At 65.0% G+C, this 13,182-nt stretch carries 14 protein-coding genes; 13 read left to right on the top strand and 1 reads right to left on the bottom strand.

The features are described from left to right. Nucleotides 1-488: 488 nt before the first annotated feature. The 6 genes from HQN59_RS25445 to HQN59_RS25420 all read left to right on the top strand — a co-directional run bounded on the left by HQN59_RS25445 (nucleotide 489) and on the right by HQN59_RS25420 (nucleotide 6,749). Nucleotides 489-1,319: a ParA family protein gene (locus HQN59_RS25445; protein ID WP_176071949.1), complete on the top strand. Its 831-nt coding sequence runs from the start codon at nucleotides 489-491 to the stop codon at nucleotides 1,317-1,319. Then, nucleotides 1,303-2,238 carry a ParB/RepB/Spo0J family partition protein gene (locus HQN59_RS25440; protein WP_176071948.1) on the top strand — a complete coding sequence of 312 codons (936 nt, stop codon included), beginning with the start codon at nucleotides 1,303-1,305 and terminating at the stop codon, nucleotides 2,236-2,238. Before HQN59_RS25445 ends, HQN59_RS25440 begins: the two co-directional genes overlap by 17 nt. A gap of 261 nt (nucleotides 2,239-2,499) precedes the next feature. Then, entirely contained in the window at nucleotides 2,500-3,072 is a 573-nt protein-coding gene (locus tag HQN59_RS25435) for a hypothetical protein (protein ID WP_176071947.1), read from the top strand. 13 nt (nucleotides 3,073-3,085) lie between these two features. Beyond that, nucleotides 3,086-4,072, top strand: a complete 987-nt coding sequence (locus HQN59_RS25430; RefSeq protein ID WP_176071946.1) for a relaxase/mobilization nuclease domain-containing protein — start codon at nucleotides 3,086-3,088, stop codon at nucleotides 4,070-4,072. Between the two features lie 464 nt (nucleotides 4,073-4,536). Then, nucleotides 4,537-4,998 (top strand): hypothetical protein, encoded by a 462-nt coding sequence (locus tag HQN59_RS25425; RefSeq protein WP_176071945.1) that lies wholly within the window; start codon nucleotides 4,537-4,539, stop codon nucleotides 4,996-4,998. 14 nt (nucleotides 4,999-5,012) lie between these two features. Next, nucleotides 5,013-6,749, top strand: a complete 1,737-nt coding sequence (locus tag HQN59_RS25420) for a M48 family metalloprotease (RefSeq protein ID WP_176071944.1) — start codon at nucleotides 5,013-5,015, stop codon at nucleotides 6,747-6,749. Between the two features lie 434 nt (nucleotides 6,750-7,183). Here the strand turns inward: HQN59_RS25420 and HQN59_RS25415 are convergent, their stop codons facing one another. Beyond that, nucleotides 7,184-7,783: a putative pterin-binding protein gene (locus HQN59_RS25415; protein ID WP_176071943.1), complete on the bottom strand. Its 600-nt coding sequence runs from the start codon at nucleotides 7,781-7,783 to the stop codon at nucleotides 7,184-7,186. A gap of 1,348 nt (nucleotides 7,784-9,131) precedes the next feature. Between HQN59_RS25415 and HQN59_RS27165 the strand changes: the two genes are divergently transcribed. The 7 genes from HQN59_RS27165 to HQN59_RS25380 all read left to right on the top strand — a co-directional run bounded on the left by HQN59_RS27165 (nucleotide 9,132) and on the right by HQN59_RS25380 (nucleotide 13,153). After that, nucleotides 9,132-9,698 (top strand): TFIIB-type zinc ribbon-containing protein, encoded by a 567-nt coding sequence (locus tag HQN59_RS27165; protein WP_425342776.1) that lies wholly within the window; start codon nucleotides 9,132-9,134, stop codon nucleotides 9,696-9,698. A gap of 342 nt (nucleotides 9,699-10,040) precedes the next feature. Then, nucleotides 10,041-10,232, top strand: coding sequence for a hypothetical protein (locus tag HQN59_RS26460; RefSeq protein WP_246295176.1), 192 nt, complete (start codon nucleotides 10,041-10,043; stop codon nucleotides 10,230-10,232). A 27-nt stretch (nucleotides 10,233-10,259) separates the two neighbouring features. Then, nucleotides 10,260-11,198, top strand: a complete 939-nt coding sequence (locus HQN59_RS25400) for a ParB/RepB/Spo0J family partition protein (RefSeq protein ID WP_176071942.1) — start codon at nucleotides 10,260-10,262, stop codon at nucleotides 11,196-11,198. 375 nt (nucleotides 11,199-11,573) lie between these two features. Beyond that, nucleotides 11,574-12,230, top strand: a complete 657-nt coding sequence (locus HQN59_RS25395; protein ID WP_176071941.1) for an HD domain-containing protein — start codon at nucleotides 11,574-11,576, stop codon at nucleotides 12,228-12,230. Between the two features lie 110 nt (nucleotides 12,231-12,340). Beyond that, complete coding sequence (locus HQN59_RS25390) at nucleotides 12,341-12,652, top strand: hypothetical protein (protein ID WP_176071940.1); 312 nt, start codon at nucleotides 12,341-12,343, stop codon at nucleotides 12,650-12,652. Nucleotides 12,653-12,697: 45 nt separating this feature from the next. Next, nucleotides 12,698-12,988, top strand: coding sequence for a phage integrase family protein (locus tag HQN59_RS25385; RefSeq protein WP_176071939.1), 291 nt, complete (start codon nucleotides 12,698-12,700; stop codon nucleotides 12,986-12,988). 12 nt (nucleotides 12,989-13,000) lie between these two features. Next, a complete protein-coding gene (locus HQN59_RS25380; RefSeq protein ID WP_176071938.1) occupies nucleotides 13,001-13,153 on the top strand; it encodes a hypothetical protein in 153 nt (50 codons plus the stop codon). Nucleotides 13,154-13,182: the final 29 nt, after the last annotated feature.

The following is a 13,182-nucleotide window of genomic DNA, read 5'->3' as shown; positions in this document are numbered from 1 at the left end:
CGCAATCGTCCACGATCAGGCTGAAACGTCGTCCACGATCAGCTTGAAATGGCGTCCACGTTCGGCTGAAACGCCGTCTACGATCGGCTGAAACGAGCGTCTACGATGGGCTGAAATACGCAAATGAGGCCTGTTGTGATCGAGCCATGGCGGCGGATCTCGACGCCTCATAGAGCGCTAAGCCGCTCTACTCGGCGGGCGTCAGCTTCTCTCTTCAAGCTAGTTTGGGGTTGCCCAGCCGCCCGCGCTGTCAAGCTGCTTGACAGCCGCGTCGGCGAAGGCGACTTCGGCGCCGCCTAAGCATCATTGGCCGAGCGCGTGCCAATGCTTGGTCGGCCGGGGCGCGATGGAATACAGCCAAATTTCGTCGCGCGCCGGGCTTCCTTTCGATCGGATCATCGAGTTTGGGGGCGCGGCGTTGGGCTGTGCCTCCTCGTCGCACCCTGCAGGCCAGTGCTGCGCGGCCCGCGCTTCGAGAGAACTATCGCATGAAGACACTCGTTGTCTGCAACCAGAAGGGAGGTGTCGGCAAGAGCGCCGTCTCCACCCTGCTGACGCACTACCTGGCCCACAAGGGCCATCGCGTGCTGGCGATCGACCTGGATCACCAGGGGAATCTGACTACGCCCTTAGTGCAGTCGGGCCGCCTGGCCGTTGCGGGCATCACGTCCGATGCTCTGATGACAGGGCCGCTCGCGGCTTTGCCAGACCGGCCGCAGGTGCTGGTGCCCAGCGGCCGGGCGCTGCTCGGCCTTGAGCGGCAGCCGGCGCAGCACACGCCGCTCGCGCGCCAGTTCCGGGATTTCCTCGCGAAGGTCGATCGCAGCTTCGATGTCTGCATCGTCGACACCAACCCAAACCCAGACATTCGGGTCATCTCCGCGCTGGCCTCAGCCGACTTTGCCTTGTCGCCGATCCAGCTCAACCAGGAGGCGATGGACGGCGTCGCCGGTCTGCTGAATCACGAGCGTGTCGGCCTACGCAAGATCAAGGCCGTGCTGAATCCCAAGCTGACTTTGATCGGCCTGTTGCCGACACTAGTCGAGCCGACACCATACCAGCGCGCCAATTTCGTCCAAGTGGTGCAGCGATATCACGCCCTGCTGATTCGCCTCGGCGCAGGGCCTGGCGCCTTCGCATCGATCCCGCGCCGCTCGTGCATCGCCGAGGCTCAGTCGGAAGGCGCCGTACTGTGGGAGATGAAGAAGACGGCCGCCCGCGACACCTGGCACGAGATCGAGCCAAGCCTCGCGCGCATTGCCGCCTTCGTGAACGGCACAAAGACTGTCCTGGAGGCCAACCATGCCACTGCGCCTTGACGACTTAGCCGCTTTGGATACTCCGATCGTGCAATCCGGCCAGCCCTTGATGCTGCCGATCGACAGTATTGACGAAGATCCCGAGCAGCCGCGCCGCGAGTTCGATGCGCACGCGCTGCAGGAACTGGCGCAGACAGTCCGTGAGCGCGGCGTGAAACAGCCGATCTCAGTTCGGCCGAACGCGCATGCAGAGGGGCGATGGCTGCTGAACTTCGGTGCCAGGCGGCTACGGGCGAGTCGACTCGCAGGACTGACGGAGGTGCCAGCCTTCATCGATTGCACTGGCGACAGCTACGACCAGATGGTCGAGAACGAGCAGCGCGAGGCTCTCAGGCCCTTGGAGGTATCGCTGTTTGTGCAGCGGCGCTTGCAAGCTGGCGACAGCCAAGCGGAGATCGCGCGCAGGCTGGGACGAAGCCGCCAGTACGTCACGTTAGCGCGGGCACTGATCGAGCCCCCCGAATGGTTGATGCAGGCCTACCGAGATGGCCGGTGTACCAGTATGACTGAGCTCTACGAGCTTCGCCGCCTGTACGGCGACTATCCCGAGAGGGTCGAGGCCTGGGCGCGAAGCAAGGACCACATCACGCGCGAAGACCTTCCGAGTCTGCGAGCGCAGTTGGAAGAGGCTGAGTCTCCCACGCTGACGCCAAACACGTCGCCTGAGCACGAGCCCAACCCTGTCGACGAGTCACCGTCGACGGAACCCGCAGCGGCTGGAAAGTCCCTGCGCCTCGCCCGCGGGCGCCCGCAAGTCAGCCAGCGCCTTCACGTCGAAATGGATGGCGTGGACTACCAGTTGGTCGTCACTGCGGCGCCTACAAAAGAAGGGCACCTCTACGTTCGACCGCTGGCCGGTGGTCCGCGTATGAGCGCTCCTGCGGCTTCGCTGAAGCTGCTGGGATTCGTCGCCGGCTGAGACAACTGCGAGACGCGGTGCGCGCTGATCGGGCGGCGCCGTGTCAAGCTGCTTGACAGTTGGATCGGAGGCCGGTCAGCGCTGGGCGGGTCAGGCAACCTGTCACTTTGATCGCGGCCAGTTTCCCGGCGACGAAATAAAGCGGATTTTCGTCTCGGTTGAGACCTCAATTGGAGGAGACACTGAATGCATTGGTGAGTGCAGGATAGGCGCCGGTGGCGCCGGTTGTCCGACACGCTCATGCATGTCAGGAGACTCGGTATGGAAGCCTTGTCACGCGACCGGATCACGGTCGATCTTCGTGGGCTCAGGGCCGCGCTCCTGGAGCGCGCGAAGGCCGCCGGGCAGTCGCCGTCAGAGTTCGTTCGCGAGGTGATCTCGACTGCACTGGGGGGCGGCGAGCCGGGCGACGTTGCCGTGCCTGCGCTGCGCAAAGATTCCGCTAGCGGCGGTCGCGCGCGCGTCTTCCTTCGCATGAGTTGCGAAGAAGCGGCTCTCCTGCGGGCACGCGCCCAGCGGGCAGGGGTGCCGCCGGGTGAGTACGTGGCAACGCTGATCGCTACAGTGCCTGCAGTGACCGCCGCTACAAGCCGCAGCGAGCAGCGTGCCGCTCTGATCGCTTCCACGGCCGAGCTCGCCACGCTGGGCCGGAGCGTTGGTCAACTAAGCGCCCTGCTCCGGGGCGGCAGCGTACCGGCGCCACAGGAGTACCGCGCGGTACTTGACGCGCTGATTGCGAATGTCCGACGCCATCTGGTGCTCGCGTCAGGCGCCCTTGCCGAGCTGGAGCCCCTCCGGAGCAAGCGCGCAGCACCGCCCCAGCCCCCCAATTGACCTCGAGATCCTCATGGCACAGCCGCCCAACATCGACGGGGTCCTGATCCAGTGGGGTGATCGGCTCTTCTACCCTGGAAACAGGACCGTCCGCGCAGGCCACCAGCCGCGTCTCAAACAAGGGGCCCGCCAGCGCGCTGCGGCGATCCGCCAGCGCATCGAGGCCACAGCGATTCGTCGCGCGCCTCAGGTGATGGTCAAGGTCACCGGCGGAGGGCGGGGCATGCGGGCCATTGCCGCGCACCTGCGCTACATCAGCAAGAACGGTCGCCTGGAAATGGAGGACGAGCGGAGCGAGCAGATGCGGGGCAAGGGCGCGCTGCGGGAGATCGCCGACGACTGGCGCTTTGGCGGCTCGTACATCCCCGACGTTGCTGAGCGCCGGGAGGCATACAACATCATGCTCTCGATGCCCCGCGGAACCGACCCGCTGAGCGTGCAGTGGGCGGCGCGCGAGTTCGCACGGGTGGAACTGACCGATCACAAGTACGTGATGGTGCTTCACGACCACCAGGCCAACCCGCACGTGCACATCAGCGTCCGCGCTGAGTCCAAGCACGGCAAGCGCCTGAACCCTCGCAAGGCCGACCTACACCGCTGGCGCGAGACGTTTGCGGAGAAGCTGCGGGAGAGAGGGATCGAGGCGGAAGCGACGCGACAGGCCACGCGGGGGCACAGCCGGAACTATGAGCCGATCTGGCGTGTCAAGGCCGCCGAGGACGGACGGCTACGGACTCACAGGCCAGTGTCGAAGTCGAACGCTCCGGCCAAAGACACGCGTGCTGAGGCGCTAAGGGCCTGGATGCAGATCGGGCGGGACCTAGCTGCGACGCGAGAGCCGCGCAACCTCAGGTTGGCGGCTTCGATCAAATCGTTCCTGCAGGACGTGCCGGCCTGGTCGACCAAGGAGCGCCAGGGACCAGCACGGGTGACTTCCGCACCAGACCGTGCGCGAATCAACCAGGTGCGGGATGCGCCTCTCGATCGAGGCGGACCTTGAAGTGCCCTGCTGCGCACGCCAAACGGAGCCGTGCGAGGGGATCCGTCCGCCACGCTGGCCTGCCTTCAAGCTGCCGGTCGCCACCGTCTCTGGACGGCCCTTAAAGAGCCACTCGCGGCCGTCGGCTTCCCAGCGGCGGGCACGCTGAAGCCGTCGAATGTCGGCGCACAGCGGCTGTCGTGCCGTGCCCTCGCGCGCCCTAGCATTCTCAGGTTCAGCACCTTCTGCCCGGCACGGAGACCAAGGGTAATGCTGTGTAGGACCGCGGCCGCCTGCAACCGGTGCAGGGCGCGCGCCTCCTCGCCGCCACCGCCGCGACGCAAGCGGGAACTCAGTCACCCGTGGGTGGTAAGTGAAACTTTGGGGTGGCATCATTCACTCCTAACCCAGGCCGGAGCATGCCGCCCGACCCGGTCCTTCCTCTCTCACCGAGGGCAATGCGGATGGTCACTCACCAAGACGCGATGGCGCTCTGGCTCGGACGCGAGCTTTCTGCCGCGGCGGGCGATGCGACGCAGGAACTCGTGCTAGAGGACGTGGCGGAACGAGTTGCAGAAGGTGCCGGGTTGGATGAGGCGTTGACCGCCGTCACCAAACATGAGGCGCGCGCCGGCGACTTTGGCGTGGAGGTGGCCGGTTCGCTGGTCGCTGTCGCAGTGGTGGAAGGGCTGAAGGTGTTCTGGGGGGCTTACCTCAAGGAACTCGAGGAAAAGGCCGGAAAGTGGCTGGCCGACAAGACAATCGACTACCTGAAGTCCAAGTTCAAGTCCGATGTGGCGGGCCCTGGCAGAGCCGCGATCAGTACCAAGATCAAGGCGGCGATTCAGGCGTCCGCGGCGAAGCACAATGTGACCGATGCTGATCTTGCTCCGACACTCGCCGCGATCACTCCGGTCCTGAGAAACGAAGATTCGGGCCAGCGCTGAAGCGATCGCTATCGGTGGACTCGCCACGCGATCTGAGCGCCGTCGCGATCGAACTCGCCACCTACAAGCTCGTCCTCTTCGGCATGGTCGTGCCGGTGCTAAGCCTGGGCGGATTGACGTTTCTCATCCATCAGGCGGTCGTCGACGCCTATCGGCTCGCTCGCCGCCTAGCGGCGCTATTGGGCGTCGACTTCAAGCCCGTAGCGCAGGTAAATTTTGAGGGGCGCACCTTCCTTGCCGTGGCGGCTGCGATCCTCCTGCTGGGACTCGTGGTGTTCACGGTGCAGTTCGCGGCTGCATTGAAGCGCGGGCGATCGCTTAGAACGCTGCCTGACGCTTGGAGCGATCGGCGCTTTCGCGAGGTGCCCGCGGGACTGCGGTCTCTTCTCGAGAGCAAGGTGAGATGTCTGTGGGCCCAAATGTTCGCGGACCCGGAGCCTGCCCCTCGAGTCCTCTGCTTTGCGTCTACCGGCCTGTCTGCGTGTGTCACCGAAGCAGAAGGCCGTCCGGCCATTGCCTTAAGCACCGGTCTCATTGATCAGGTGTCCAAGGGTGAGGAGCGCTTGGCCAGCGTGATTCTTCTCCACGAGATGGCCCACCTCGCTGGTGGTGACTTAGCGCAATTCCGGTCGTTTGCGGCTTTCGTGGAAGCTTACCGGCGCACGCTGCTGATCTTGCTCGGCACCGCGGCTGTGATCTCTCTCGTCTCGATGCTCGCTGAGTATTTTGACCTTGCGGGCATTGATCAGCGCAGTCCGTCGTTTGTCGCCTATCTTACGACCATCGCACGAGACCTCGTCTTTTGCTATGTCAGCATGATCCTCGTGCTGCGTTACGTTGCCCTCATTATTATGCTGACCGAGCTCAGGGCAGACCTGCGCGCCGCGATGGCACTCGGCGGACTCGGAATGTTTGCGAGCACCGTTCGCAACGCGAGTGGAGTCCGGGCGTCATCGCATCGGCATCTCCTGCGGACCTGGATCGGTACCCGCGTCGCCCATCTCACGGCCGACGAGCGCCTCTCGCTGCTCGAACAACCCCGCCGGCTCTTCACACCGAAGTATCGCTACTTCGCAGCGTCCCTTGCCCTCAGTGTCTTCATGATCGTCAACGGGTCATTGGCATTCAGCGGCTTCGACTGGATACTCCAGGCCGCTGTTGTCGCGACGATTGCGGCGGTGAATGCGATCACCGTTGCCATGTTCTTTGGCGTCGACCGGGTGATGCCAGGGGGTGTCGGGTTGCGTCGCGGCCTCGCCACAGCGGCGATCGTCGTGGCGGTTAACGGCCTCTTCCTGTTCAGTCCCACCGAGGTGATGGGCACGACGCGGACGATGGTTGTCGCCGTCAGCGACCCCAACTTTGCCTACGGCCCCAGCGAGATCAGGCGGTTCTTGAGCGAGTGGTACGGTGCCGCCGCGAAGCCCGCGATCGATGCCATCCTCGATGGCCGTGCGCAGTTGTGGACGCTGGTCGTGTTCCTCGCACTGCAGGCTCTCGCGAAAATGCGGGGCACAGGGCAGTCGAAGGCCTTCGGCGCCGCCGCGGCTGCCACCGCGTTCTCGACACTCGTCGTCGCCGCCGGCGCCCCCTTTGCGACCTATCTGCTGCTTCCGCAGCCACTCTGGGAGTCGCGCAACCAGCTCGCGCAATTGATGGCCTCTTATGGACCAGCCATTCCCGTCGCGGCTGGCGCCGTAATAGGCATAGTGGCTGGCGTCTTCGGCGCTCGGGCTGCGGTGTGCCCCTAATATCGGACGCGAGCGCGATGGCGAGCGCGTCCGATCGGGCACGCGCAGCTACGAATGAAGGGCTCCCCACGAGGTGGAGACGCACGGCCTTATGCCGTGTTCCGTGAATCAATCGTCTTGAATGCGGCCCGCCGGGACATTGGGTATTCCTCTCGGGTCGACTGCGTGCCTACCTTGGTCGTATCGCTCGGCCGCGAAGCGGACAGCCGCATAAGGCGCTCACTCCCTGTCCCTCCGCGACCGTCGTGCGTTCGCAATTACTGAAGCCGAGCTCAGGCTCCTTACCAGCGACCCGATCATGCGCGGCAGCCGACAACCTGTCAGCGGGTAGAAAACGCCGGCCGCCAGGGCGCCGCCAATCCCGAACTCTTCTCAGGCCCGTACCTTGCCGCGGTGGCGCGGGGCGAGTAGCGGACTGGAGTCTTTCGCAGCGCTCAGGCCTCCTTGACGTCGATGTGGTACGTCGCCCACGGACACGAGCCGAAGCGATCCGGCAGGGGCTTGGCTGCCATGTCCGGGTGACGGTCGGCGTCGTAGATGGTCCAAAGGGGTCCCAGGCCACCCAGCGCCATGGGTCGACCGTCGAGGTGCGTGGCGACTATGTAGCGGCGCCTCTCGGCATCTGCAGCCGACAGGTGCGCAGCGTATCCGTCGATCGCTCGAACGAAGAGCGCAGTCTTCTCACTGGCTCTGACGCCGCATGCCCTTATCACGTCCATCAGCAAGGGCCCCGAGAGCTCATGCGGCTTGGCGTCGTATTCGAGGGTGGGCCTGATAAGCACTGAGGGCAGCGCTGTGATCGCAGCGAAGTCGAAGGTCTGGGCTCGGACGAAGCCTAGCTTTTGCTTGCCCATCAGCTGATCGAGGACTGGGTCGAACGGGCCGCGGTTCCCTGCTCCGATCGCGCCGCTGACCGTGAGCAACGTGGGCCCGGGCTGGCTCCTTGCGGCCGTGCGGCTCGCGGCGAGAGACGGCAGGGAACCAAGTCCGGCGGCGCCGACTATCGCAACGCTCATAAACCGACGCTTGTGCATGAGCCCACCTCGATTCATCCGCTATGACGCTGACTCTACTCGATGGCCGCCTCAGCCTGCATCGCATGAGACCTGCAAATGCGCACAACGGCTTCCCGGGGGCACGCGGCTCTAGCCTGAACTGGGTCACTCGGCCTCGAAGCGCGAGCGACCGCTCTGCTCGAAACCGGCCTCAGGTCAACTTCGATGTTGGTGGGAGGTTGGGTTCGGGGACGGGTCGTCCGCCGACCTTCGATGCCGGGACGGTAGTAAAAGGCACTGTTGATAATGACAGTTATCCTCCACCACGATCAGCCTGGAGGCCGCGGCGGCAGCAAAGTGAACACGTGGCACAGCCTCAGAGGCCCGACCCTGGCGAGCAGCACCAGGTGCAGCGTTTGAACGAGCCCATCAGCGACACGCGGAGCGGCGGCCCCGGGCCTGTCTTTCAGCACGGCGCGGCGGCTCAGGCCGACCTTGCGCCGCGCGTGGCGATCCCGCGCATGTAGCGTACGGCGGCGTTTGCTCCCCACCGCTGCAAGTCAGCGAGCAGCCCCTTGATCACCGAGCCCACAGTCCTCGTTCGCCGGGCGGGCGCCAGTCGGCCATATGGTCTGCGTTTGGGCACCAAGCCGCGCGATCAGATCCTGCGGTTGAGCCCGAGCCCGTCCAGTGGGCGGAGAGGCTACGAGTCCCTGTATGCTGGTCATCTGCTGGGGCAACTGACGGACCCCGTCACAGTCAGCAGTACAGGCAGGTTTTCCCCTGGAGCGGGTGGGCGAGCTTGTCCAGAGAGGAAAGTTGAACGTCGAGCGCCCGCCTGCCGCCGAAGAGTAGGGCTGAGCGCGCGTGCGGCTGGGTCGATGCGGAGACTGCCGTTCGGTCGCCAGGTAGCTCAGAACGTGCCCACGTCCTGCGCGCCGATCTCCCCGCGGATGCCGCTTGCCGCGGAAGAGGATGAACCGTGGGACGCAGTCTACGTGGGCCTCTGTCGTGCGTAAGAACAGTGGAGCATACGGATCGCCTGGGGGGCGGCAGCCGAACGCCGCCAGCGCGCCAGCTGCAGGCGGCTTGATCTCGGACGAGTGGGCTGGACGAAGCGGGGTAGCGCTGTCACGATTTGCGAAAAGCGATTCGGGTGCGGCGGGGCGGGCATGCGACGATCGTTAGGGCTGCCTATGCAGCAACTGCGTCGCTTCCTTAGGCGCCACAAGCTCGTGATCGTCGAGGGCGTTTCGAACGCCGAGCGTCTGCTTGCCTACAAAGGGAGGCGACACCAGCGGCCCCAACCCGCCACGTCGCGCAGCCGGGCTAAGCCATAAGGCTCGCGTGATATGCGAACATGGTCTTGAAGGGCAAAGGAGCCGACATGCAATGCCCCGTTTGCACAGAAACCCAACTCGTGATGACCAGCCGCCAGACCGACTACTGCGTCAGATGCCGAGGCGTGTGCCTGGATCGTGGGGGACTCGAGAACATCATCGAGCGCAGGCTGCGTGAGCAGCCTGTCGCCGCGCTGCAGCCGACGGCCCCGGTCATGCCGACGAGCCGTGATGGAAAACCGGCTGTTGGCACCTCGACGCGATGGGGGATGCGTGTAGCGCTGTGGGCGGGCGTTGCGGCGGCCGCATCGGCTTGCACCACGTCTTCCGAAGGCCGCCATGACTTTTATGAGGGCTGGCGCAAGGCAGAGGTCAAACGGATCGAACCGTTCGAGAAGTTGGCGCCGCATCTAATTCCCGGCTGCGAGTCGGCACGGACCTCACAAGCCACGGCCGGATCGAGCTGGGCGCTGGTTCGCTATGGAACGGGCCGCCGAAGCCGTGAGGTGGCCGTTCCTGTCGCATCGGCTGACGACTACAAGATCGGAGAGCTTGTCTACGTCAACGTGTCGGCGTGTGCGCGCGCTGTGCAAAGACGTAGCTCCGCGAGCTGAGGTATTGGGCGGGTGTCGTACGAGAAGAAAGTTGGTCGGGATGATCGTGCGGTTATCAGGACAGTGCTATCGGTGTCGCTGTCGTACGTAACGATCAATGCCCTATGGGCGGCGGATGGGCTCGTGGTCCCGGTCCCCCCCAGCGGTCTCGATTTCGCGAGTTCTGCCCAGTTCTGGTCATTGCTGGGGGATCTCGGCGCTAATCTCGACCAGCAGGAGGCGGGTCGCGGGAAGCAATTCGACTTCTTACATGTGCTTCTTAGCCGGGTCTATTAAGCCGATGTCGCCGCGCCCGCCGTTCGCCAGTGGATCGCTGCCACTTACGGGGAATACATGCGCCCGGTGGAGATCCCGAAAACTACGGTCACCAGCAACAAGGCCGCCGAGTTTGCGACTGTGTACGACGTTCAACCCTACGAAGGATCGGCAAAGACTTACAAACGAGCTGCCGACGCGTACGACCGGTTCGTCGAACTCATCGAGGATTCCGTTGTTGAGACGTGGCGATCACGTTCCGCGACAGTGGCCCGTTGACCAAGCTGAACATCAAAGGAAGACGCCATGAGCTCACGTGACCGCCTTTCCCGACTGACCGCCGACCTGATGGGGGCCGCGGCCGATGGGCCTTTAGAGCCACCCGGCCACGATCAGACGGTGTCCACCCGAACGCCCGCGCCTGAGGTGGAAACCAGGTTTCCAGCGGTCTTGCCGCGACCCGCAGGGAAGAAGACTGGCCCTGGAGAACAGCTGGCATTTCGCGGACAGATCCTGGCCGCTGAAGGCGAGACTCTGCGGTTGAAGCAGCAACTGGAGCGCTACCAGGACTCGCTTCCCACCAGAAAGCTTGACCCCACGACCGTCAAGCCGAGTCGCTGGGCCAACCGCCACGACGCAGCGTTTACAACGCCCGAGTTCATTCGGTTCAAGGCGGACATTGAACATGCGAGTGGCAACGTTCAGCCCATCCTCGTTCGCCCAGTCGAGTCGTCGGACCAGCTGTACGAAATCTTATTCGGCCATCGGCGCCACCGGGCTTGCCTCGAGTTGGGCCTGCCCGTTTTCGCCGCGATATGGACAGAGCCGATGTCTGAGGCGGAGCTCTTTGCAGCTATGGACCGGGAGAACCGCGAGCGCGCCGACCTCTCCGCTTGGGAGCAAGGCACGATGTACCAGCGGGCGCTAGAGGAGCAAATGTTTCCCTCCCAGCGGCGGCTCGCGGAGTCCCTCGGGGTGTCGCACACTTCGGTCCGAAAGGCTTTGAACGTCGCCGAGCTCCCGGACCCCATCGTCCAGTGCTTTCGGAGCCCCCTAGAGAGCTCAACTTCCGCCACGCGGAGGAAATCAACACGGCCCTTCAAGCCGATCGTAAGGGTGTGCTTAGACGAGCTGAAAAGCTCCGCCAGTCAGAAAGATTTTCAGCTTCTGCCGTGGTGGCCGCGCTTGTCGGGAAGCAACGCGGTAGTTCCGACGCACAGCGGGAGATTCGCGCCCGTGACTTAGTCGTCGGACGGGTTAGCCGGGATTCACGCGGCCAGGCAACGATCCGACTCATGCCGGGCGTGGCTCATGGCGACAACATCGATGTCCTGATCAAGGCGATCAAATCTGCGGTGGCCGCAACCAGTTCAAAGTCGGGCGCCTCGCGCGCAAAGCCTCCGTTCAACGGACTCATGCGGTGCACCGCGGTGCGTCGCCCACCGTCCATGTCCAGTCGCTGACGCGTTCGGTAAGAAACGAGTGGCGTCTATTTTCCACCAGGCGTGCTGACGGAGAAGGTAAATGATTACTAACGCGTAAATCATTTATCCCCAAGAGCCTCGACAAAGCGCCGGTTTTGACGATGATTCGCTAAGTGGTTGATCAGGTTGACCTTTCATGAACCGGGACTTTCCGGCGCCGCTAGCGGCTGACGACGCGCGCGCGGCCTGGAGGGGGGCGTGGGCGACATTTGCCGTGCCGCCGCCGCCCCGGTTGCTGGACGAGCTTGAGACCTCCTGGTCCGAGCCGAACCGCCGGTACCACGATCTGCGGCACCTGCGGGAATGCCTTGCCTTGTTCTCGCGCTGGCAGGGCGCCTGCGAGCACCCGGGCGAGGTCGCGCTCGCGCTCTGGTTCCACGATGCCGTCCACGACGCAAAGAGCCCTGACAACGAGCTGAAGAGCGCCAGCTGGGCGGCGCGGTCGCTGGTGAGCGCCGGCGTCGCTGTGGGTGCGGCGCAGCGGGTTCACGACCTGGTGATCGCGACGTGCCACGGCTCGCAGGTGCAGGGGCAGGGCAGGGACGCGGAGCTCCTCCTCGACGTGGACCTCGCGATCCTCGGCAGCCCGCCCGAGCGGTTCACCGCCTACGACGACGCGATCCGCGAGGAGTACGCGTGGGTTCCGCTGGTTCAGTACCGCGTGCAACGGCAGCGCGTGCTCCAGGGCTTTCTGGCGCGGCCGCGGATCTACGCGACCAAAGCCGCACGCGAGCTTCTGGAAGCTCAGGCGCGGCTGAACCTCGCCGCGGCGCTGCGGGGATTGGCGCAGTGAGCGAGCCGGCGCTGCTTGACGGCTCGTCCCAGGGGCGCGAGATGGCATTGCCGAGCCCCAAGCCCGCTACCCGCCGTCGTCGCAAGCTCCACGTCGGACACTTCGCGTTCATGCGTGCGTTCGTGCAGCGCGTGGATCTGCGCGCCAGCTGGGAGCGCTACCTGCGCATCGAAGGGGAGTCCACGGACCTGCGGCTGGTGCGCTCGACCGTCAGCTGGATCTGCGACGAGTTCGCCGCCGCCGCGACCCCCGAGAACCGCCTCGGCACGGCTCGGCTGGTCCGCCTCGACGTCAGCCGCATCGCCGATCCCGCACCCGAGCTGCCGAGCCTGCAGGAGTTCGCCGCCAGCCGTGGGCTCGAAGACGACTCCGAACGCGAGCAGATCGCCGCCTTCGAAGAGGCGTACGGCAGCGCGACGTAGCGCCTCAACCGTCGAGGTCGGCTGATCCGGCGCCAGCTCGAGGCCTTGCGCTGGCTCGAGAGCCTGGTCGCGCAGCCGCCGCGTGCCGGCGACGGCGTCGCGGCCTGGCTCAACCCGGTGCTCGCCGGCCATCTTGAGGCGGCTGACATCTTCACGCTGGCCCAGCTCGCCGACCGGATCAACGGCATCGGCCGCCGCTGGTACGCCGGGATCCCCGCGCTCGGCGCCGCCAAGGCGCAGCGCATCGTCGACTGGCTGCGCGAGCACGCCGAGTCGACGGGGCTCGTCCTCGGGGCGCACGTCGCCATCGCGCGCAGCCGGGTCTACCGGCACTAGCTGAACGCGCTCGTGCCTGCCGCGACCGACATCCGGCCGCTCGAAAAGTTCGTCGTCCCGCCCGAGCTCGACGTGCGCATTTCAGCGATCGTGGACGTCCGTTTCGACGTGATCGCAGACGCTGTTTCAGCGCGATCGTGGACGATCACGGAAGCACGCGAGTGAATGAGTTCATCGTATCCCAGCCGTCCACG

This window comes from Rhizobacter koreensis (assembly GCF_013366375.1).
Lineage (GTDB): Bacteria > Pseudomonadota > Gammaproteobacteria > Burkholderiales > Burkholderiaceae_C > Schlegelella_A > Schlegelella_A koreensis.
Note: the sequence above shows the minus strand (reverse complement) of the source record. Positions and strands in the feature narration are given on the sequence as shown.

Bases quoted from the DNA above. Each gene is read 5' to 3' on its own strand.
- HQN59_RS25395 (WP_176071941.1), top strand. From the start codon at position 11,574: ATGAACCGGGACTTTCCGGCGCCGCTAGCGGCTGACGACGCGCGCGCG.
- HQN59_RS25415 (WP_176071943.1), bottom strand. From the start codon at position 7,783: ATGCACAAGCGTCGGTTTATGAGCGTTGCGATAGTCGGCGCCGCCGGA.
- HQN59_RS27165 (WP_425342776.1), top strand. From the start codon at position 9,132: ATGCAATGCCCCGTTTGCACAGAAACCCAACTCGTGATGACCAGCCGC.
- HQN59_RS25445 (WP_176071949.1), top strand. From the start codon at position 489: ATGAAGACACTCGTTGTCTGCAACCAGAAGGGAGGTGTCGGCAAGAGC.
- HQN59_RS25430 (WP_176071946.1), top strand. From the start codon at position 3,086: ATGGCACAGCCGCCCAACATCGACGGGGTCCTGATCCAGTGGGGTGAT.
- HQN59_RS25425 (WP_176071945.1), top strand. From the start codon at position 4,537: ATGGCGCTCTGGCTCGGACGCGAGCTTTCTGCCGCGGCGGGCGATGCG.
- HQN59_RS25435 (WP_176071947.1), top strand. From the start codon at position 2,500: ATGGAAGCCTTGTCACGCGACCGGATCACGGTCGATCTTCGTGGGCTC.
- HQN59_RS25440 (WP_176071948.1), top strand. From the start codon at position 1,303: ATGCCACTGCGCCTTGACGACTTAGCCGCTTTGGATACTCCGATCGTG.
- HQN59_RS25390 (WP_176071940.1), top strand. From the start codon at position 12,341: ATGCGTGCGTTCGTGCAGCGCGTGGATCTGCGCGCCAGCTGGGAGCGC.
- HQN59_RS25400 (WP_176071942.1), top strand. From the start codon at position 10,260: ATGAGCTCACGTGACCGCCTTTCCCGACTGACCGCCGACCTGATGGGG.